21 protein-coding genes are annotated in these 21022 nt (G+C 66.9%); 15 read left to right on the forward strand and 6 right to left on the reverse strand.

Translation table 11 applies throughout. The features are described 5' to 3' along the window. Positions 1-137: 137 nt before the first annotated feature. Positions 138-665 carry an alpha/beta hydrolase gene (locus tag HLA98_RS01330; RefSeq protein WP_049446415.1) on the reverse strand — a complete coding sequence of 176 codons (528 nt, stop codon included), beginning with the start codon at positions 663-665 and terminating at the stop codon, positions 138-140. 72 nt (positions 666-737) lie between these two features. Between HLA98_RS01330 and HLA98_RS01335 the strand changes: the two genes are divergently transcribed. Beyond that, positions 738-1304: an N-acetylmuramoyl-L-alanine amidase gene (locus HLA98_RS01335; RefSeq protein WP_049451315.1), complete on the forward strand. Its 567-nt coding sequence runs from the start codon at positions 738-740 to the stop codon at positions 1302-1304. A gap of 285 nt (positions 1305-1589) precedes the next feature. On the opposite strand, the gene HLA98_RS01340 is transcribed toward HLA98_RS01335, so the two are convergent. From HLA98_RS01340 to HLA98_RS01350, 3 genes are all read right to left on the reverse strand, one after another. Then, the gene (locus HLA98_RS01340; protein ID WP_049446412.1) at positions 1590-2492 is read right to left on the reverse strand and encodes a sulfurtransferase; all 903 of its coding nucleotides are present in this window, start codon (positions 2490-2492) and stop codon (positions 1590-1592) included. Then, complete coding sequence (locus HLA98_RS01345; RefSeq protein WP_057499824.1) at positions 2489-3292, reverse strand: CoA pyrophosphatase; 804 nt, start codon at positions 3290-3292, stop codon at positions 2489-2491. Before HLA98_RS01345 ends, HLA98_RS01340 begins: the two co-directional genes overlap by 4 nt. Positions 3293-3509: 217 nt before the next feature. Next, complete coding sequence (locus tag HLA98_RS01350) at positions 3510-4211, reverse strand: FKBP-type peptidyl-prolyl cis-trans isomerase (RefSeq protein ID WP_014646545.1); 702 nt, start codon at positions 4209-4211, stop codon at positions 3510-3512. A 167-nt stretch (positions 4212-4378) separates the two neighbouring features. Between HLA98_RS01350 and HLA98_RS01355 the strand changes: the two genes are divergently transcribed. From HLA98_RS01355 to nth, 3 genes are read left to right on the forward strand one after another with little or no spacing between them, the layout of a single operon-like run. Beyond that, a complete protein-coding gene (locus HLA98_RS01355; protein ID WP_057499823.1) occupies positions 4379-5161 on the forward strand; it encodes an enoyl-CoA hydratase/isomerase family protein in 783 nt (260 codons plus the stop codon). Between the two features lie 4 nt (positions 5162-5165). Then, complete coding sequence (locus tag HLA98_RS01360; RefSeq protein WP_057499822.1) at positions 5166-5519, forward strand: hypothetical protein; 354 nt, start codon at positions 5166-5168, stop codon at positions 5517-5519. After that, positions 5519-6211, forward strand: a complete 693-nt coding sequence (gene nth, locus HLA98_RS01365; protein WP_057499821.1) for an endonuclease III — start codon at positions 5519-5521, stop codon at positions 6209-6211. Before HLA98_RS01360 ends, nth begins: the two co-directional genes overlap by 1 nt. A gap of 81 nt (positions 6212-6292) precedes the next feature. On the opposite strand, the gene HLA98_RS01370 is transcribed toward nth, so the two are convergent. Then, entirely contained in the window at positions 6293-7525 is a 1233-nt protein-coding gene (locus HLA98_RS01370) for a porin (protein ID WP_014036551.1), read from the reverse strand. A gap of 551 nt (positions 7526-8076) precedes the next feature. On the opposite strand from HLA98_RS01370, the gene pstS (HLA98_RS01375) reads away from it, so the two are divergent. From pstS (HLA98_RS01375) to rnt, 11 genes are all read left to right on the forward strand, one after another. Next, a complete protein-coding gene (gene pstS / locus HLA98_RS01375) occupies positions 8077-9093 on the forward strand; it encodes a phosphate ABC transporter substrate-binding protein PstS (RefSeq protein WP_049444582.1) in 1017 nt (338 codons plus the stop codon). Between the two features lie 604 nt (positions 9094-9697). Beyond that, a complete protein-coding gene (gene pstS / locus HLA98_RS01380) occupies positions 9698-10786 on the forward strand; it encodes a phosphate ABC transporter substrate-binding protein PstS (protein ID WP_057501775.1) in 1089 nt (362 codons plus the stop codon). Positions 10787-10868: 82 nt separating this feature from the next. Then, entirely contained in the window at positions 10869-11837 is a 969-nt protein-coding gene (pstC, locus tag HLA98_RS01385) for a phosphate ABC transporter permease subunit PstC (protein WP_049444211.1), read from the forward strand. Next, positions 11837-12700 carry a phosphate ABC transporter permease PstA gene (gene pstA / locus HLA98_RS01390; RefSeq protein ID WP_032127902.1) on the forward strand — a complete coding sequence of 288 codons (864 nt, stop codon included), beginning with the start codon at positions 11837-11839 and terminating at the stop codon, positions 12698-12700. Before pstC ends, pstA begins: the two co-directional genes overlap by 1 nt. A 19-nt stretch (positions 12701-12719) precedes the next feature. After that, entirely contained in the window at positions 12720-13550 is an 831-nt protein-coding gene (gene pstB / locus HLA98_RS01395) for a phosphate ABC transporter ATP-binding protein PstB (RefSeq protein ID WP_005408788.1), read from the forward strand. 76 nt (positions 13551-13626) lie between these two features. Further along, positions 13627-14334 (forward strand): phosphate signaling complex protein PhoU, encoded by a 708-nt coding sequence (gene phoU, locus HLA98_RS01400; RefSeq protein WP_049444209.1) that lies wholly within the window; start codon positions 13627-13629, stop codon positions 14332-14334. 257 nt (positions 14335-14591) lie between these two features. After that, on the forward strand, positions 14592-14948 hold the full coding sequence (locus HLA98_RS01405) for an HvfA family oxazolone/thioamide-modified RiPP metallophore (RefSeq protein ID WP_057501774.1): 357 nt from the start codon (positions 14592-14594) through the stop codon (positions 14946-14948). Next, positions 14935-15810, forward strand: a complete 876-nt coding sequence (locus HLA98_RS01410; RefSeq protein WP_057501773.1) for an HvfB family MNIO-type RiPP peptide maturase — start codon at positions 14935-14937, stop codon at positions 15808-15810. Before HLA98_RS01405 ends, HLA98_RS01410 begins: the two co-directional genes overlap by 14 nt. Then, positions 15803-16558, forward strand: a complete 756-nt coding sequence (locus HLA98_RS01415) for an HvfC family RiPP maturation protein (protein WP_057501772.1) — start codon at positions 15803-15805, stop codon at positions 16556-16558. Before HLA98_RS01410 ends, HLA98_RS01415 begins: the two co-directional genes overlap by 8 nt. A gap of 25 nt (positions 16559-16583) precedes the next feature. After that, positions 16584-17105, forward strand: coding sequence for an HvfX family Cu-binding RiPP maturation protein (locus HLA98_RS01420; RefSeq protein ID WP_057501771.1), 522 nt, complete (start codon positions 16584-16586; stop codon positions 17103-17105). Between the two features lie 90 nt (positions 17106-17195). Next, the gene (gene rnt, locus HLA98_RS01425; protein ID WP_373695565.1) at positions 17196-17846 is read left to right on the forward strand and encodes a ribonuclease T; all 651 of its coding nucleotides are present in this window, start codon (positions 17196-17198) and stop codon (positions 17844-17846) included. A gap of 95 nt (positions 17847-17941) precedes the next feature. On the opposite strand, the gene HLA98_RS01430 is transcribed toward rnt, so the two are convergent. Further along, the gene (locus HLA98_RS01430) at positions 17942-20968 is read right to left on the reverse strand and encodes a ligand-binding sensor domain-containing diguanylate cyclase (RefSeq protein WP_057501770.1); all 3027 of its coding nucleotides are present in this window, start codon (positions 20966-20968) and stop codon (positions 17942-17944) included. Positions 20969-21022: the final 54 nt, after the last annotated feature.

Consider the following 21022-nt stretch of genomic DNA (forward strand, 5'->3'; position numbering starts at 1 on the left):
TTCGCAGGTGGTCGGGCGCGGCACTGGGGCCGGGCCGGTCGGAAAGGAGGGCCGCAAGCACGGCCGGCAGGCCCGCGCCGGGGGCGGCGGGGCTGCCATTGTAGTCAATGCGGGCGGGCGCGCCGTGCGCCCGGGCTTCACAGTTGCCGCAGCAGGCGCTCGAAGGCCTGCGCGGAGGCCTCCACGTGGCGTTCCAGGCGGTGGCCGTCGTCGACCAGCAGCAGCTGCGCCGAACGCGCCTGCGCCCAGGCGATCACCCCGGCGGCCGGGACCACATCATCATGCCAGGCCTGCACCACGGTGGTTGGCACGGCAGCGGCATCCAGCGCCGGCATCGGGCCCATGGTGGTCGGCGGCACCATCAGGAACAGGCCGGCCACCGGCACCTGCAGCGAGGCGATGGCGGAGATGTAAGCGCCCAGGCTGGAGCCGGCCAGCACCACCGGGCCCTGTTGGGCGGCGATGGCGGTGCGTTCCACCAGGCGCTGCAGCCGGGTGCGCACGTCGCCTACCCGGCTGACCTCGCTCATCGCGTCCAGGTCGGTGTAGTCCGGGCGCTCATGGGTCCAGCCCAGGCGCTGCGCCACATCGGCCAGCGCGGTGACCTTGGTCGCCTCCGGGCCGCTCTCGAAACCGTGGGACAGGATGCAGTGGCCGCGGCTCATGCGCGCGCTCCGTGGGAGCGGGTCGGCGAGGAAAGGGAAGGCAGGTTCATGCCGCAATGCTAGCATCGCCGGATGTCCAACCCGCTCCTGCCCGGCCTGCAGCTGCAGCCCCTGCCCTACGAAGACCGCCTGCCGCTGCGCGACCCGGCCACGCTGGAGATGGTGGTGATCCACTGCACCGAGCTGCCGGATCTGGCGATGGCCCGCGAGTACGGCGAGCGTGTGCTGTACGACAGTGGTGCCGGCAACAGCGGGCATTTCTACATCGACCGCGATGGCAGCGTGGTGCAGTACGTGGCGCCGGAACGGGTGGCCCACCACGTGCGCGGCATGAACGCACATACGCTGGGCATCGAACTGGTCAATACCGGGCGCTACCCGCACTGGTTCGACAGCCGCCACCAGGCGATGGACGAGCCGTACACCGAAGCACAGTTGCAGGCGCTGGAGCAGCTGCTGCAGGCGCTGGTGGCACGCTATCCGTCGCTGCAGCGAATTGCCGGGCATGACCAGCTGGATCGGGAGCAGGTGCCGGCCAGCGATGACCCGACGCTGATGGTGGCGCGCAAGCGTGATCCGGGGCCGTTGTTCCCGTGGGCGCGGGTGCTGGCGAAGGTGCCACTGCAGCCGGTTGGGTAAGCGGCAGGGCTGCGCCCTGCCCCGCAGAAGCAACGTCAACGTCAAGAGCTCGCATTCCGAGGGATGGCGGGGTGGGGCCGGTTGCGGGGGACGCCGTAAACCCGTCCATGGGGGCTTGGCCGCGGCATCCATGCCGCGGACACCCCCGCAACCGGACCCACCCCGCCTTCGACAGATTTCTGCCGCTGTTGGTGGGTGCCGACCGTTGGTCGGCACGGGGTCGAATCGATCGGAGGGTGCCTTTGTCGCGTCGAGCCATGCTCGACTGCTTTTTGCTCGGATCGCTCAGGCGCCGGTTGCCACCGGGCGGCTGCTGTCGCTCACCCATCCGCTCCACGAATCGGCATAGATGCGTGCGCCGGACAGGCCCGCCGCTTCCATCGCCAGCAGCAGGTGGCAGGCGGTCACGCCGGAGCCGCACATCAGCACCACCTGCTGCGGATCACGGTTGCCGATCACGCCCTGCAGTTCGGCGCGCAGTTCCTGTGCATCACGCAGGCGGCCGTCGGCGACGTTCAACGCAAACGGGCGGTTGACCGCGCCGGGTACGTGGCCGGCGACCGGGTCCAGCGGCTCGACTTCGCCGCGGAAGCGCTCGCCCGCGCGTGCGTCGACCAGCCAACCCGGCGCGTGCTTCAGGCGTGCGCTGATTTCATCGGCATTGGCAATCTGGGTGGTGTCGAAACGGCCCGGGTAAGCCGGCAGCGCGGTCACCTCACCCTGCCCCGTCGCCAAAGGATGTCCTGCGGCCTGCCACGCGGCGATGCCACCATCAAGCACGGCCACCTTGCGGTGCCCGATCAGGCGCAGCAGCCACCACAGGCGCGAGGCGGCCATGCTGCCGTCGCTGCCGTCGTAGACCACCACCTGGGTATCGGGGCCGATGCCCCACTGCCCCAGCCTTGCGGCAAAGGCATCGCTGTCCGGCAGCGGATGACGGCCGTGGCCGCTGCGGGTCAGATCCGACAGGTCCCGATTCAGATCGGCATACACCGCGCCCGGAACATGCCCCGCCAGATACTGGCCGCTTCCCGCCTGCGGATCAGCCAGTGAGGACCGCGCATCGACCACGCGCACCGCGGTGCTGGCGGTAGCGCGCGCGTCGACCACGCGGACGCCCTCGCCCAACGCGGCGGCCAGGGTGGCGACATCGACCAGGGTGGTCCACGGCGGATCGATCGGCTTCATTGCACTTGCTCCAGGCGGCGACGCAGGTTGTAGAGAATGGCGGCGGTCGCGCCCCAGATGCGCTGGCCAGGCCAGCCATATTCGAGAACGTGGCGGATGCGGCCGCGGTGATTGATTTCGACCTGGCGCAGGTTGTCTGCGGCCATCAGGTAATCCAGCGGCACCTCGAACACCTCGGCCACTTCGCTGGGCTGCGGCACCGGTACGAAGTCCGGATCGACGACGGCCACCACCGGCGTGACCCGGTAGCCAGTGATCGTCACAAAAGGATCGAGATAGCCCAGCGCCTGCACCTGGCCGGGCGCCAGTGCGATTTCTTCCTGGCTCTCGCGCAGCGCCGCCGCCAGTGCATCACGGTCGCTGGGTTCGGTGCGGCCACCAGGGAAGCCGACCTGGCCACCATGGGTGCGCAGGGTTTCGGTGCGACGGGTGAGGATGACCTGTGCGCCGTTGGCGCGCGGCACGATGCCGGCCAGTACGGCGGCTTCCACAGGTGGCCCCGGCGGCAGCAGGTCACTCAGTTCGCTGCGGTTCCAGCCGTCGCCGGCCGGCGGCTCGGCCAACGGATGCAGCGCGCGCATCAAGCGTTCGTGATCGGCCAGCGAGCCGCGCAGTGATTGCTGCAGCTGTTCACGCAGGGGTTGCACGCGATGCAGGACGCGGCTGCGTTCCTCGTTGCTCATCGACGACCACCGTGCGATTTCATCGATGTGCCGCCCGCAGCCGGCGCATTGCCGGTCCGGATCCAGCGTGCACACTCCGATGCAGGGACTTGCGACAACACGCGCCGTTTCTTCCATTGTTTGCACCCGGCAACAGTAGCGCGATCGGGCGGAATTTGCGCGGGGTGCCCGGACGGACGGCAGCGTCGACTGTCAGTCGACTCGCGCGCGGAGCGCGGGCGTTTCCCCGATGTGACCCAAGAGCAGTCGACTGACAGTCGACTCTACCGTCAGGAACTGCACAAACAAAAACGCGCCGGTGGAATCACCGGCGCGTTTCGTTTACGGCTTCGATTTACTTGACGCTGACCAGCTTGATCTCGAACTGCACAGCCACGTTCGGCGGGAACGGGGTGCGCGGGTCGGCACCGTAGGCCTGGTCCGGCGGCAGGGTGACTTCCCACTTCGAGCCTGCCGGCATCTGCAGCAGGGTCTCGCGCATGGCCTTCATTTCGACTTCGCTGACCTTGATCGACGGAATCTGCTGGGCCGGGCGGGCTTCGGTCGGGCGCTGGCCGTACGGGAACGGACCGGCCACTTCCAGCTGCACGGTGCTGGCCTGGGTCGGCTTGGCACCCTTGCCGGCTTCGATCACGCGGTACTGGACGCCGCTCGGCAGCGACTGCACGCCGGCCTTGGCCTTGTTCGCCGCGATGAACTGATCGCTCTTGGTCTTGTTTTCGGCAGCAGCCTTTTCGTACTCGGCCTTGGCAGCCTGGGCACGGCCCTGCTCGCGCTTCTGGAACGCTTCAACGGCCGGCTTCAGCTGCTCGGCGGTGATCGCCGGCTGCTTCTTGGCGTAGGCATCCTGCAGGCCCTTCACCACCGAGTTGATGTCCAGCTGCTCACCACGACCGGTCAGCTCCGCCAGGTTGTTGCCGTAGTCGTAACCGAAGTAGTAGCTCAGCTTGCCCTTTTCGGACGCGATGTCCTGGGCGAAGGCATTGCCCGTCAGGGCCAGGGCCGCGACGGCGACCGCGATAGAACGCAACTTCATCAAACAGTTCTCCAGGGGTGGTAACTCAGGGACGTTCTGCGCCGCCCTGAGGCGACGGGTTAGGATAACGGGCACAACGTGTAACCGCTACTCACGATGCAGGCTATGACCCGTCTGCGTTCGCGGAGTTCAATATCACTTTTTTTTAACGTTCCAGGAGTTTCCCCGTGGCCGATGCCCTGATCGCTGTCACCGACGACGGCGCCATCCGCACCGTGACCGTCCAGCGCCCGGACAAGCTCAACGCCCTCAATGCCGCGACCCTGCAGGCCCTGGCCGATGCCTTCGGCGAGGCCGCGGCCGACCCGGACGTGCGCGTGGTGGTGCTAACCGGTGCCGGCCCGAAGGCGTTCGTGGCCGGGGCCGACATCGCCGAGATGAACACACTCAGTGCGGTTCAGGGACGTGATTTCTCCCTGCTCGGCCAAGCGCTGATGCGCCAGATCGAGCGCATGCCCAAGCCGGTGATCGCGCGCGTGAACGGCTTCGCCCTGGGCGGCGGCCTGGAGCTGGCGATGGCCTGCCACCTGCGCATCGCGGCCGATACGGCCAAGGTCGGGCAGCCGGAGATCAATCTCGGCCTGATTCCCGGCTTCGGCGGCAGCCAGCGCCTGCTGCGCCTGTGCGGCCGCGCCGCCACCCTGGAGCTGTGCCTGCTGGGTGCACCGATCAACGCCGCGCGTGCGCTGGAACTGGGCATCGTCAACGAGGTGGTGCCGGCCGACGCGCTGGACAACCGTGTGCAGGACGTCGCCCGCCAGCTGGCACGCTCTGCGCCGCTGGCCCTGCGTGGCCTGCTTGATGCCGTGCACGTGGGTGGCGAATGCAGCCTGGAGGCAGGGCTGGAGTACGAAAGCGCGCAGTTCGGCCTGCTGTTCGCCACCGAGGACATGCGCGAAGGCACCAGCGCGTTCCTGCAGCGCCGTCCGCCGGCCTTCCAGAACCGCTGACGCCATGGCATCCCGACCCAACCCCGCGCAGCTGTTTGCCCGGGTCCAGGCAGACGATCTCGATGGCGCCCTGCAGGCCGGGCTGATGGACTATGTCGCCCGCGCCGACGACGCACAGTTGCTGCCCGGTCACCCGGAACTCCCGCAGCGGTTGCAGCAGGCCCAGCGGCAGCTTCAGGCCGCCTGGGCGGCCCGCGAACGCTACCGCGCCCGCGCGGTGCGACTGGCCCGCCGCGAAGCCGAACGCGACGCGCGGCGCACGCCGGCCCCGGCGCCGGACGTGAAGCCTACCCTGCCCGCCGCAGCGGCCGCCATCCTCGCCCGGGCCAAGGCCCGCGCCAGCGGCAAGGAGCAGTAATGGCCACCACGAAGAAGACTGCACGCGCCCCGGCGCGGCGTGGCGGCACGATGCCGCGCGCCGACGTGGTGGAGATGTTCACCCGCCTGCGCGAACTCAACCCGCACCCGAAGACCGAACTGGAATACAGCTCGCCGTTCGAGCTGCTGGTAGCGGTAGCGTTGTCGGCACAGGCCACCGATGTCGGCGTCAACAAGGCCACGCGCCGTTTGTTCCCGGTGGCCAACACGCCGGCGAAGATCCTCGCCCTGGGCGAAGACGGCCTGAAGCAGTACATCGCCACCATCGGTCTGTTCAACGCCAAGGCGAAGAACGTGATCGCCACCTGCGCGATCCTGCTGGAGAAGCACGGCGGTGAAGTGCCGCGCGATCGGGATGAACTGGAAGCGCTGCCGGGCGTGGGCCGCAAGACCGCCAACGTGGTGCTCAACACTGCATTCGGTGAGCCGGTGATGGCGGTGGACACGCACATCTTCCGCGTCTCCAACCGCACCGGTCTGGCACCAGGCAAGAACGTGCGCGACGTGGAAGACAAGCTGGTGAAGGTGATTCCGGCCGAGTTCCTGCTCGACGCGCATCACTGGCTGATCCTGCATGGGCGTTATGTGTGCAAGGCGCGCAAGCCGGATTGCCCGGGCTGCGTGATCGCCGACCTGTGCCGGTTCAAGGAAAAGACCACGGCAGAGGCGTGACTGCGTTCATGGTGTGACAGAACAAAGACGGCGGGCACAAGGCCCGCCGTCTTTGCTTGTAGACAAGGGTGCTTCAGGAGATCAGAACGACAGGTCGCCCCAGACGCCGAATTCCTTGGTCTTGTCGTTCTTCTTGTCGCCGGCGTTGGCCAGGTGCGTGTACTTGTACACGGTCGACAGCTTGAGGTTCTTCATGACCGGGAACTCGACGCCGACGTTCCAGTACTTGTCGCTCAGGGTCGGGTCCAAGGTCTTGCTGACGTCGGTGTCATCGTAACGACCGAACACGTTGATGCCGCCGTCGGTGACGCGCACGCTGCCCCACACCGACCAGCCGCTGGTCTTGTCGGTGGCAACGGTCAGCACGTTGTTGAGGTTCTTGGCCTGGAAGTACTCGCCACCGACGCGGAAGTTGCTGTCGGCGTAGGCCACCATCGCGTTGGCGCGGGTGTAGGTGTTCTCGGCGCTCTGGATGTCGGTTTCCTTGCCCAGCTTGCCGCTGTAGCCGCCGACGGCGACCACGAAGTTCTCGTTCGGGGTGTAGGCCACGCGGCCTTCCACGTCCATGCCCTTGCTGCGGGTCGGGTTCTTGTAGCCGGCGCCGGACACGACCGACACGGCGTAGTTGAAGTTGTTGCCCAGGTTGCCGAAGCCATGCAGGCCCCAGTCGGACGAGTTGCCGTACTTCAGGCGGTCGGTCAGGGTGTTCTCGACATAGCGCATGCCGTAGAACTTCTCGACGTACGGGATCCACGGCATGTCGGCGGCACCGACGCGCAGGTTGAAGGCCGGGTCGAAGCTGCCCTGCACGTAGGCCTTCTTGACGAACAGTTCGGTGTTGCCGATGGCCGAGCTGTACTGGAAGTCGGTGGTCAGGTTGGCCGACCAGATGTCGTTGAACTTGTGGTCGACGGTCAGGTAGAAGCGCTTGACGTCCAGACCGGTGCCGCTGGCGGCGGTGTCCTTGCCGTTGCTGGTCTTGTCGATGTTGGTCAGGTCGAAGAACATGCGACCGCCAATCTTGTTGTCATTGACCAGCTTGGCCAGCTTGTCGACGCTGGTCTGGGTCTTCTGCGCACCTTCCAGGGCCTGGGCCTGGGTGATGTTCACTTCGGACTGCGCGTCGGACTGCGCCTGCAGCGCCTGCGAATCGTTCTGCAACTGCTGGACCTGGGCCTGCAGCGCAGCGATCTGTGCCTGCAGCTGCTGCAGCTGTGCCTGGGATACGCCCGAGCTGGCGGGGGCTGCGAAGGCGTCGGCGGAAACCAGACCGAGGCTTGCAACGACCGCGGCGGCGAGCAAATGGGAACGCATTTTGGATTTCTCCAGAGGGTTGGAATGGCTTGGGCAGAACGCCACGCCGGCAGGCCGGTCAAGCGTTTTGCGAACGTTCCGTTAAAACCATGACAGCCGAATGACAGATTGAGCACAAACCACAGATTTCTTCGTGCGGTCATGCGTACGACTCATTTGTGGCCACATGCGTGTCGATGCCTTGTGGCACAGGGCGTCACGTATCAGCGTCCCGGCCCGGGCCGATCGCCGCGCAGCCCTGACCTGCATCGATGGTTTCGTGTGGATGACGCGGCATCACTGCGGAATGCCGGGCCGGGACGGCATGACGACCACAGCGGACAGGTCATCAGCGACATATAGAACGTGATCGCAACCGGCTTACGTCCGTGTCCGGCGCAATGGTCATCACGTTGCCCGCGGTACGCAGAACCTTCACGCCCCTGCTGTACGGGCGCCGGGCAGCGCTGTAACGGCTGCGTCATACAACGGTCCCTGCGTTGTCATCGAACCGTTATGGAATGTGCGCCGGGCGGGTAACCCCGCATCCCAATCAACCCAGGAGCCACCCCGTGATCCACGCCTTCAAGTCGCGCGTTGCCGTTGCCGTCTTCGCAGCGTCGTCCGTGTTCGCCGCCAACGCCGCTGAAATCACCGGCGCGGGCGCCTCGTTCATCTACCCGGTGATGTCGAAGTGGTCGGCCGACTACAACGCCGCCACCAGCAACAAGGTCAACTACCAGTCGATCGGTTCCGGCGGCGGCATTGCGCAGATCAAGGCCAAGACCGTTGATTTCGGCTCGTCCGACGCCCCGCTGAAGCCGGAAGAACTGGCGGCGTCGGGCCTGGCGCAGTTCCCCTCGGTGATCGGCGGCGTGGTGCCGGTGGTCAACGTGGCCGGCATCGCCCCGGGCGCGCTGAAGCTGGACGGCACCGTGCTGGCCAACATCTTTCTGGGCAAGATCAAGACCTGGAACGACCCGGCCATCGCCGCGCTGAACCCGGGCGTGACGCTGCCGAGCGCCAAGATCACCGTCGTGCACCGTTCGGACGGCTCGGGCACCACCTTCAACTTCGTCAACTACCTGTCCAAGGTCAGCCCGGAGTGGAAGAGCTCGGTCGGTGAAGGCACCTCGGTCCAGTGGCCGGCCGGCATCGGCGGCAAGGGCAACGAAGGCGTTGCTGCCTACGTGAAGCAGATCAAGGGCGGCATCGGCTACGTCGAACTGTCCTATGCGCTGCAGAACAAGCTGTCGTACACCGCGATGAAGAATGCCGCCGGCCGCTTCGTGCAGCCGAGCGACACCTCGTTCGCCGCCGCCGCTGCCAGCGCCGACTGGGCCAGCGCCAAGGACTTCTACCTGGTGATGACCAACGCCCCGGGCGCCGAGTCCTGGCCGATCACCGCCACCAACTTCATCCTGGTGCACAAGAAGCCGAAGAACGCTGCCAACGGCAAGGCCACCCAGGAGTTCTTCCGTTGGGTCTACAAGAGCGGCGACGCCCAGGCCCGCCAGCTGGACTACGTGCCGCTGCCGGACAGCCTGGTCCGCCAGATCGAGACCTACTGGTCGCAGAACCTGAAGTAAGCGTTCCCCCGCAGGAACGGGATCGGCGGGTCCTCTCTCCCCCGCCGATCCCGCCCAGGGCGCGAGATCCTCGAGATCTCGCGCTCATCTTGTTTTTGGGGGATTGGTCGTGAAGAGCGCTGCGCTTCCAATCTACTGCCCGGATTCGGCGCAGGGCCCAGCCCGGGACACGCCGTAAACCCGTCCATGGGGGCTCGATCGCGCCATCCATGGCGCGAACGGTCCCGGGCTGGGCCCTGCACCGACTCTGGACGGTTCATCGGGGCGCGGTGGGGTCATGGAAGGCAGGAGCAAAGGCAGGAGCGTTTGTAGAGCCGAGCCCATGCTCGGCTGGGTGCTGGAGCGTGCGGACCAACGGTCCGCACCTACCGGGGGCAGGGAGCAGTCGAGCATGGCTCGACTCTACAAGGGCCAACCGGCCGTCATATCGGTGCGCAGATTGGGGGTTTCCGGGCACCTGCCCGATTGGTGCCAACGCTGTGAAACCCTTGTCAGAACGTGATCCAGGGCACCTCTGTCATGGTCGTAATACGGCTGTAACAAAAACATCATTTCATAGCCGCATCCGCCGACGCCGTCGGCTCTACCCCGCTATGGAGTGACCATGAAACTGCACTCGGCCGGCCTTGCCGCCCTTTCCCTGGCCATCGCCCTGGGCCTGTCGGCCTGCGGTGGCGACAAGCAGGCAGCGCAGCAGCCGGCTGCCGACGGTGCCGCCGCTCCGGCCGCTGCCGGTGCCAAGGTGACCGCCGAAGTGTCCGGTGCCGGCGCTTCCTTCATCTTCCCGCTGGTCTCCAAGTGGTCGGCTGACTACAACGCCAGCACTGGCGCCAAGATCAACTACCAGTCGATCGGCTCGGGCGGCGGTATCGCCCAGATCAAGGCCGGCACCGTCGACTTCGGTTCCTCCGACAAGCCGCTGAGCAGCGAAGAGCTGGCCCAGGCCGGCCTGGCCCAGTTCCCGTCCGCCATCGGCGGCGTGGTGCCGGTGGTCAACATCGAAGGCCTGGAAGCCGGCAAGCTGCGCCTGAGCGGCGCCCTGCTGGCCGACATCTTCCTGGGCAAGGTCAAGACCTGGAACGACCCGGCCATCGTCGCCGCCAACCCGGGCGTGAAGCTGCCGGAAGGCAAGATCACCCTGGTTCACCGTTCGGACGGTTCGGGCACCACCTTCAACTTCTCCAACTACCTGTCCAAGGTCAGCCCGGAGTGGAAGAGCAAGGTCGGCGAAGGCACCTCGGTGCAGTGGCCGGACGGTGTTGGTGGCAAGGGCAACGAAGGCGTTGCTTCCTACGTGAAGCAGATCAAGGGCTCCATCGGCTACGTCGAACTGGCCTACGCGCTGCAGAACGGCATGCCGTACACCGCCATGCAGAACGCGGCCGGCAACTGGGTCGAGCCGAGCGCGGAAACCTTCGCCGCCGCGGCCGCCAGCGCCGACTGGGCCAGCGCCAAGGACTTCAACCTGGTCATCACCAACGCCCCGGGCGAGCAGGCGTGGCCGATCACCGCCACCAACTTCATGCTGATGCAGAAGCAGCCGAAGGACGCCAAGCGCAACCAGGACACCCTGGCCTTCTTCAAGTGGGCCTTCGAAAACGGCCAGGCCCAGGCCAACGAGCTGCACTACGTGCCGCTGCCGGCCGAACTGGTCAAGCAGATCGAGGCCTACTGGGCGACCGACCTGAAGTGATGGACACGACGGTGCCCGCCCCGCGCGGGCACCGCCTCTTCCACGCCGTGCCGCCCCGCCCCTTCCTGGCCCTGCCGTCCCCATGAATGCCATCGCCCAGCCTGTAGCAGCCCCGTCCACGCGTGATACGCGTGATGCCCGCAACGACAAACTGTTCCGATGGGTGCTGGTCGGCACCGTCATCTTCGTCCTGATCGCCCTTGCCTGCGCCGCGCTGTCGATGCTGTGGGGCGGCCGCCATGCCCTGCAGATGCAGGGCCTGAGCTTCTTCTTCTCTGCCGACTGGAATCCGGTCGAAAACAAGTTCGGCGCCCTCGCCCCGATCTACGGCACCCTGGTCACCGCGCTCATCGCGATGGTCATCGCCGTGCCGGTCAGCTTCGGCATCGCCTTCTTTCTCACCGAAGTCGCGCCGCGCTGGCTGCGTGGCCCGGTCGGTACCGCCATCGAACTGCTGGCCGGCATTCCCTCGATCATCTACGGCATGTGGGGCCTGTTCGTGCTGGTACCGGTGATGACCGAGTACGTCACCCCGTTCCTCAACGAGACCCTGGGCGAATGGCCGATCATCGGCCCGATGTTCCAGGGCCCGCCGCTCGGCATCGGCATGCTCACCGCCGGTTTCGTGCTGGCCATCATGGTCATTCCGTTCATCTCCTCGGTGATGCGCGAAGTGTTCCTGACCGTGCCGACGCGCCTGAAGGAATCGGCCTACGCGCTGGGCTCCACCAAGTGGGAAGTGAGCTGGGACATCGTCCTGCCCTACACCCGCTCGGCGGTGATCGGCGGCATCTTCCTCGGCCTCGGCCGCGCCCTGGGCGAAACGATGGCGGTGGCCTTCGTGATCGGCAACAGCGTGCGCCTGTCGCCGTCGCTGCTGGAACCGGGCACCACCATCGCCGCGCTGATCGCCAACGATTTCGGCGAAGCCACTGAAACCTACCGCTCGGCGCTGCTGCTGCTCGGCTTCGTCCTCTTCATCGTCACCTTCGTGGTGCTGGCCATCGCCCGCCTGATGCTGATGCGCCTGTCCCGCAAGGAGGGCAACTGATGTCCACCACCGCTGATTCGCTGTACCTTCGCCGCCGCATCGGCAACGTCGTTGCGATCACCGCTTCCTGCGCCACCGCGCTGTTCGGCCTGTTCTTCCTTGGCTGGATCCTGTTCACCCTGGCCTCGAAAGGCCTGGCCGGCATCAACTGGGATCTGTTCACCAAGATGACGCCGCCGCCGATGCAGGAAGGCGGCCTTGCCAACGCCTTCTTCGGCAGTGCAGTGATGTGTGCGCTGGCGATCGGCATCGGCACCCCGCTGGGCGTGCTGGCCGGTACCTGGCTGGCCGAGTACGGCAACGCCCGCAAGGCCGGCACCGTGGTCCGCTTCGTCAACGACATCCTGCTGTCGGCCCCGTCCATCGTGCTCGGCCTGTTCGTCTACACCCTGTACGTGATGCAGACCGGCGGCAACTTCTCGGCGTTCGCCGGTGCCCTGTCGCTGGCCTTCATCGTGCTGCCGGTGGTGGTGCGCACCACCGACGAGATGCTGCGCCTGGTGCCCTCGCAGATGCGTGAAGCGGCCCTGTCGCTGGGCATCCCGCAGTGGAAGGTGATCGTGCAGGTGCTGTACCGCAGTGCCTCGGCCGGCATCATCACCGGCATCCTGCTGGCGCTGGCCCGCATCTCCGGCGAGACCGCGCCGCTGCTGTTCACCGCCTTCGGCAACCAGTACTGGAACAACAACATCTTCCAGCCGATGGCCTCGGTGCCGGTGGTGATGAACCAGTTCGCCGGCAGCCCGTATGAATCCTGGCAGGTCCTGGCCTGGGCCGGTGCCCTGGTGCTGACTGTCTTCGTGTTGCTGGTCAGCCTTGCCGCCCGCGGCATCCTGCTGCGCAACCGTATCTCCCATGACTGACCTTTCCGTGGATAACGCCATGAACGACCTTTCCAACGCCGTGCCGATGCAGCGCATCGCCGTGCCGTCCTCGCACGAGAGCCTGCACACGCCGTCGCCGGTGAAGCTGGCTGCGCGTGGACTGGACTTCTACTACGACAAGTTCCACGCCCTGAAGGGCATCAACCTGGAGATTCCGGAAAAGCGCGTGACCGCGCTGATCGGCCCCTCCGGTTGCGGCAAGTCGACCCTGCTGCGCATCTTCAACCGCATCTACGCGCTGTACCCGAAGCTGGAAGCGCGCGGTGAAGTGCTGCTGGACGGCGAGAACATCCTGTCGCCGAAGTACCCGATGAACCGCCTGCGCAGCAAGGTCGGCATGGTGTTCCAGAAGCCGGTGCCGTTCCCGATGACCATCTTCGAGAACGTCGCCTACGGCATCCGCCACCACGAGAAGCTGAGCAAGGCCGACATGGCCGACCGCGTCGAGCAGGCGCTGCGCCAGGGCGCGCTGTGGGACGAAGTGAAGGACAAGCTGGGGCAGAGCGCGCTGGGCCTGTCCGGTGGCCAGCAGCAGCGTCTGTGCATCGCCCGTGCCGTGGCGCTGCGCCCGTCGGTGCTGCTGCTGGACGAGCCGACCTCGGCGCTGGACCCGATCTCGACCAGCCGCATCGAGCAGTTGGTGGAAGAGCTCAAGCACGAGTACACCATCGTCATCGTCACCCACAACATGCAGCAGGCCGCGCGCGTGTCCGACTACACCGCCTTCATGTACCTGGGCGACCTGATCGAGCATGACCGCACCGAAGTGATCTTCTCGCAGCCGTCGCAGCGGCAGACCGAAGACTACATTACCGGTCGCTTCGGCTGAAACGCCAGTCGAGCGTGGCTCGGCTCTACAGACAACGCCAGTCGAGCATGGCTCGACTCTACAGAGTGGAACAACCATGAACCTTCCCAACGACCACATCGTCAAGAGCTACGACGAAGAGCAGCAGCGCCTGGTGGCCGAAATCGTGCGCATGGGCGAGATGGCCGTCGCCCAGCTCGAAGCGGCGATGGACGTGATCGAGAAGCGCGACGAGAACGCTGCCCATCGCATCATCGCCAACGACGAAGCGATCGATGCGCTTGAGCAGCAGATCAGCCACGACGTGATGCGCCTGGCGCTGCGTGGCCCGATGGCGCGCGACCTGCGCGAGATCCTGGCGGGCCTGCGCATCCCGGCCGACATCGAACGCATCGGTGACTATGCAGCGAACGTGGCCAAGCGTTCGATCGCGCTGGGCAAGGTGCCCCCGCTTCCGCAGATCCAGGGCCTGCGTGCGCTGGGCCGCCTGGCCGCGCAGCAGGTGCGCCGCGCCATTGCCGCCTACCGCGACAACGACGCCGATGCCGCGCTGGAACTGCGCGAGGACGATGCCCGCCTGGACGCGCAGTACACCGCGCTGTTCCGTGAGCTGCTGACCTACATGATGGAAGACCCGCGCAACATCACCCCGTGCACGCACCTGCTGTTCATGGCCAAGAACCTGGAGCGCGTGGGCGACCACGCCACCAACATCGCCGAGAACGTCTGGTTCCTGGTGCACGGCGAGCAGCCGCTGCCGCCGCGCGAGAAGCGCGACGAGACCTCCAGCACCGGGCAGATCTGACGCTGCACTGCAACACCAGAGTTGGATCCAGGGTGGCCGCTGTCCTTGTGACGGCGGCCTTATTTTTTGGGGTGTTCCCCCGCATTGTGGGCGCCGGACTTGCCCGGTGCGAACCTGCCGGATGCTTCTGTAACAAACCTCACGAAAATTTGAGTTCTTGGCGAGGATTCGTTGAGTAGGATCGCTGCACCATCGTTTCCACCGGCATCCCTGCCGGCCACCCGGGCACCCGCCCACACCACCCAGGAGCACGACCGATGAGCAGTTCCAACAAGACCCTGTCCCTGCTGACTGCTACCGCCCTGGCCGCCGGCCTGGGCATGACCGCCAGTGCCTCGGCCCTGAGCATGAGCGACCTCGCCCAGGGCTACCTGGTGGCCGGACAGGCAGCCAAGGCCAGTACCGACGCCAAGGCCGCCGACACCAAGATGGCCGCTGACGCGACCAAGCATGCCGAAGGCAAGTGTGGCGCCGACGGCAAGACTGCCGAAGGCAAGTGTGGCGCCGACAAGGGCAAGGCTGCCGGTGCGGCAGCTGGCGCCAAGGCCAAGACCGGCGACAAGAAGGCGGCCGAAGGCAAGTGTGGCGAAGGCAAGTGCGGTGCCAAGCACTGACGTCCGCGCCAGCGTCGTCAGCCCGCGGTCGCCGCTTCGTGCGGCGGCCGCAGGGTTGGGGCTGCGCCGGGCGCTGTTGCAGGAGCTGCGTGATGCACCGGCCGGCGACTTCGATTTCCTCGAATGCGCACCGGAGAACTGGATTCACGTCGGCGGTCCCGCCGGTGATGCACTGGCCGAACTGGCGCAGCGCCATCCGTTGAGCTGCCACGGCCTGTCGTTGTCGCTGGGCGGCAGCGCGCCGCTGGACACCCGTCTGCTGGAACAGATCGGCCAGTTCCTGGAGAAGCACCGCGTGCCGCTGTATAGCGAGCACCTGAGCTACTGCAGCGACGACGGACACCTGTACGACCTGCTGCCGATTCCGTTCACCGACGAAGCAGTGCGCCATACCGCCGCACGCATCGCCCGCGTGCAGGACCTGCTGGGTCGCCGCATCGCGGTGGAAAACGTGTCCTACTACCTGGCACCGGAACCGGCGATGGACGAACTGGCCTTCACCCTTGCCGTGCTCGCCGAGGCCGACTGTGACCTGTTGCTGGACGTCAACAACGTCTACGTCAACGCCTGCAACCATGGCTACGACGCCGACACTTTCATTGCCGGGCTGCCCGCTGAGCGCATCGTCTGCCTGCACGTGGCCGGGCACCTGGACGAGGCACCGGACCTGAAGATCGATACCCATGGCAGCGCGGTGATCGATCCCGTCTGGGACCTGTTGGCGCGTACCTACGCGCGCATCGGCCCACGCCCCACCCTGCTCGAACGCGATTTCAATTTCCCGCCCTATGCAGAACTGCAGGGCGAACTGCAGACCATCCGCCGCCTGCAGACCGCACACGCCGGGGCTGCACATGGCTGACGCCACCGACACCCTGCGCGCGCAGCAGCACGCGTTCACTGCCCATCTGCGCGATCCGGAGAGCGTGCCGCCACCGGCCGGCCTGGAGCCACGCAGGGTGGCGGTGTACCAACGGCTGCTGTTCAACAATCTGCTCGGCCTGTTGAGCAACGGCTTCCCGGTCTGCATGCGCCTGCTCGGCGAACCGGCCTGGAGCGGACTGGTGCGCCAGTACTTCGCGACCCATCGCTGCCAGACGCCGCTGTTCACCGAACTGGCCGCCGAATTCGTGGAGTGGCTGCAGGCGCAGCCACAGCTGCCGCACCCGGCGTTGGCCGAACTTGCTCATTACGAATGGGTGGAAACCGCGCTGTACCAGCTTCCTGCCGAGCCGCTGCCGGTGCCAGGTGACATCGACCCGCTGCGGGTGCCGCTGCAGCGCTCGCCGCTGGCGTGGCCGCTGCTGTACCGGTGGCCCGTGCACCGGCTTGGTGCCGAGGACGCACCGTCACAACCGCCGGCCGAACCGACCGGCCTGCTGGTCCGTCGCGAGGCCGATGGCGAGGTGCGCTTTGCCGTACTCAGCCGACTGGCGGTGTACCTGCTGTCCAGCATCGGCGAACACCCCGGCCTCGATGGCCATGCCTACCTGCAGCAGCTAGCTGCTGCGCACGGCCTGGCCGATGACGCGCTGGCCCTACCCGGTGCTGCGCTGCTGCAACAGTTCCTGCAGGCCAGCGTGATCGGCCCGCTCGCAGTCCCCAGCTGACGCCCCTTCCCCCGGAGAACCACCTATGAACCTCCCGACCCTGGCCACCGCGCGCGGCCAGCTGGACCGTCTCGCCCCCTGGTTGGCCCCGCTCGGCCTGCGCCTGCTGCTGGCCTGGGAATTCTTCGAATCCGGCCGCGAGAAACTGCACGGCCAGAACTGGTTCGCCGATCTGCAGGACGCCTTCCCGTTCCCGTTCGACCAGCTGCCGGCCGCCCTGAACTGGCAGCTCGCCACCTGGTTCGAACTGATCGGCGCGGCCTGCCTGCTGGTTGGCTTCGGCACCCGGTTTGCCGCAGCCAGCCTGCTGGTGCTGACCATTGTGGCGACCTATGCAGTGCATTGGCCGATGGAGTGGAACTCGCTGGCCGACCTCGCCATGGGCTATGCGATCACTGACCAGGGCTTCGGCAACTTCAAGCTGCCGGTGCTGTTCATGGCGATGCTGCTGCCACTGATCTTCACCGGCGCCGGCAGACTGAGCGTGGATGCATGGTTGGCGCGGTGGTCTCCCTCGGCCACACCTGCGCGGCCAGCGGTTCGGTAGGTGTCGACCTTGGTCGACACACGCCCACGCCGGGAACCCATGCACAGAAGGCTGGCCGGGCACTCAGGGTCGCTCTGCTAGAATTCACGCATGACTGACCCCACTCCCGCACCTGCCGCCGCTCCCGATTCCGTAGTACCCCAGGCGCAGCGCGCGATGTCACAACGCTTCCGCGGCTTCCTGCCGGTGGTGGTGGATGTGGAAACCGGCGGCTTCGACAGCCAGCGCAACGCGCTGCTGGAAATCGCTGCCGTGCCGATCGAGATGGACGAGAACGGCCTGCTCTACCCCGGCCAGACCGCCAGCGCCCACGTGATACCGGCCGAAGGCCTGGAGATCGACCCGAAGTCGCTGGAAGTGACCGGCATCATCCTCGACCACCCGTTCCGGCTGGCCAAGGAAGAGAAAGCCGCGCTGGACCACATCTTCACCCCGGTGCGTGCGGCGATGAAGAAATACGGCTGCCAGCGCGCGATCCTGGTCGGCCACAACGCACATTTCGACCTCGGTTTCGTCAACGCGGCGGTTGCACGTACCGGTCACAAGCGCAATCCGTTCCATCCGTTCAGCGTGTTCGACACGGTGACCCTGGCCGGCATCGCCTATGGGCAGACCGTGCTGGCGCGTGCAGCCACGGCCGCCGGGCTGGGTTGGGATGCCAACGAGGCGCACAGCGCGGTGTATGACACCGAGCAGACTGCTCGGTTGTTCTGCACCATCGCCAACGCCTGGCCGCGGTAAGCCAGCCAACGGCGCAACCGCATCCACGCAGTGCGGACCAACGGTCCGCACCCACCACTCACCGAACGGTGGATTCACGCCATGCGTGGATGCAATCAACCAATGCTCGTACGATCCCGGCCGTCGCTCTTGGCGCGGTACAGCGCGCGGTCGGCACGCTGGTACAGCAGCGCCGGGGTGCGGTCATCGGCATCCAGTTCCACCAGGCCGGCGCTGAAGGTCACGCGCAGGCCGGCCACGCCGGCCCAGTCGGGATGGTCATGGAACAGGCCGCGCAGGCGCGCGCACAGCTGTGCGGCTTCCTCCAGGCGGGTGTCGTTGAGCAGCAGCGCGAACTCTTCGCCACCGGTCCGCGCCGGCAGGTCCGAATCGCGGCTGGCGGCGGCGATCAGCCTCGCCACCTGCACCAGCACCGCATCGCCGATGCTGTGGCTGTGGCGATCGTTGACGTCCTTGAAGTGGTCGATGTCCAGCACCACCAGGCACAGCGGATGACCACTGCGCTGCGCACGCGCGAAGTCGCGGGCCAGGGTTTCATCGAAGGCACGGCGGTTGGCCAGGCCGGTCAGCGCATCCTCGCGGGCCTGCCGTTCGAAGGCCTCGGCCTGGCGTGCCAGACGCTCGGCCAGTTCGGTCTTTTCCTGGTTCAGCGCCTGCAGGTGCACGGTCTTGGCCTGCAGGTCGAAGGTGGCTTCATCCACCCGCCGCGCCAGGCGCAGGTTGCTGGCCTTCAACTGCTGCAGCAGCAGGCGGTACAGCGCCACCAGCCCGGCCAGCAGCAACAGGCCACCCAGCACCTGCACGCTGCGTCGCTGCCACCAGAACGGCTCCACGGTGAAGCTCCATACCGCCTCCTGCTGGCCCCAGCTGCCACCCGGATGGGCAGCGGCCACGTGCAGGGTGTAGTCGCCCGGCGGCAGGCCGACGAACTCCACGCTGCGCTGCGGGCCGCGTTCGACCCATCCCGCATCCAGGCCGTCCAGCCGCGTGCGGTAGCGGATCCGGTCAGACATCAGGTAGCTCAAGCCGACGTAGCTCACCGTCAAGCGGCGGCCGCCGGGAATGTAGTTCCGGTCCGGACCTTCCCAATGCACCGGTGCACCATCCACCTGCACGCTTTCAATCGCTGCCGGCGGTGAAAGGCGCTCGCGGAAGCGTTGCAGGCGTTGCGGGTCGACGGTGCTCAGGCCTCCGGCGGTGACCACCCAGAACGTGCCGTCCTGGCGCAGGATGGCCGATGGCCCGGAGCTGCCGTTGGCCTGCGCGTTGGCCATCCCGTCGATCTCGTTGTAGCGCTCCACCACCACCCGCGGTGCGCGGCCATCGGCCACGGCATTGAGGGTCGCCATGTCGGTGCGCAGCACGCCGCGGTTGCTGCTGATCCACACGTTGCCAAGACGATCCGGCACCAGCTGGAACACCGCATCCACCGGCATGCCCTGCTCCAGCCCCACCCGCGCCAGCGTGCCGTTCCGCCAGCGGTACAGGCCACGGTCACTGCTGATCCACATCGCGTCGCCCAGCTGGTGGAAACCGAACACACTGCGGCCCCCGCCCAGCGGCGCCAGATCGATCGACTGCACGTGGTCACCGCGCAGCACGCGGATTCCCTCGATGGTGCCGATCCACAGGTTGCCCTGATGATCGTGCTCAAGCGCGGTGATCAGGCCACCGGGCATCCCCGCAATGTCTGATACCTGCACGCGGTCGCCATCGATGCGCACCACGCCCTTCTGCGTGCCGGCCCAGACCACGCCCTGCGGGTCCACGCTGATCGCGCGGATGTTGCCGCCCGGCATGCCATCGGCTGCGGCATAGTTGTGCCGCAGCCGGCCATCACGGCCAAGACGGTAGACGCCATCGCCGAACGTTCCGACCCACAGGTCACCGTCCGGGCCCTGCGCCAGGCTGAGCACCGAAGGTGCCTTGCCGCCGCGGTTGTGCAGCGGCATCGCGCGGAAGCGGCCATCGGTGGTCTGCAGGTCGAGGCCGCTGGCACTGCCGACCCACAGCTGGCGGTCGCGGTCCTCGAACACGGTGCGCACATAGTCGCCACTGAGGCCATCGCGCTCGGTGTAGCTGCTGAACAGTGTTTCGCGCAGGCGGTACAGGCCACCATTGGCACCCACCCAGATGCTGCCTTCGGCGTCCTCGCGCAGGCTGACCACGCGCCCACCCGGCAGGTTCAGGCCCGCCGGCAGCCGCTCCAGGCCATGTGCGGAGATCCGCAGCAGGCCCTGGTTCTCGGTGCCCAGCCACAGGTCACCGTGGCGGTCCTGCAGCATCGAGGTCATGTGCAGCTGGCCCGGCAGACGGTGCATCAACACCAGCTGGTCATCCTCCACCCGGTACAGGCGCTCGCCGGCGACGATCCACAGCGCGCCATCCGGAGCGCGGTACGGCCACGACAGCCCACTGCCGGCGCCCAGCCCCCAGGCTGCAGGGGCCCGCTTGAGCACGCCGTCGTTGTCGCGCAGCACCAGCCCGTCCAGCGTGCCGGCCCAGACCCGGTCCTGCGCATCAACCACCAGCTTGGTGAAGCTCATCGCCATCGGCAGGTCGGCCGCCGGCGCCTGGTAGACGATGCCGGTGTCCGGTGTCAGATAGCCGATGCCCTTGCCTTCATACAGCAACCACAGACGGCCCTGGCTGTCCATCTGCATGGACTGGATCAGCACCTGCGGGGTATCGGCCCGATGCTCCCAGACACGCCACTGCCCATCGTTGCCGCGGTGGCTGACGTTGCCGCGCGAATCACTGATCCACAAACCACCCTGGCGGTCGACCAGCAGCGCGCCGATGCCGTTGTCGCGCAGGCCCGGGCGGGTGCTGCGGTCGAACACGGTGAAATCGAGGCCGTTGTAACGCACCAGGCCTTCCCAGGTGGCGAACCACAGGTGGCCTTCGGGGGTCTGCGCGATGTCGCGCAGCGAGTTGTGCGGCAGGCCGTTGCGCGACGTCCATACATCGATAGCGTAGTCGCGCAGCGGCGGAGCCCCCTCCTGCGCTGCCAACGGCAGTGCAAGGGCCAGCAGCAGCCACAGCAGCCCCTGCCGCAGCGCCCGCCTGAATCCCGATACGTGGCACTCCACCCAGCGCCCGTTGCCCCCCTGTCCGCCCATCAGTGCAGCGGCGGTGGCCAGATGCAGCCGCCGGAGCAGGCAGGGCGCGGGAAC

This window comes from Stenotrophomonas africana (assembly GCF_013004645.1).
In the GTDB taxonomy this organism is placed as follows: Bacteria; Pseudomonadota; Gammaproteobacteria; order Xanthomonadales; family Xanthomonadaceae; genus Stenotrophomonas; species Stenotrophomonas africana.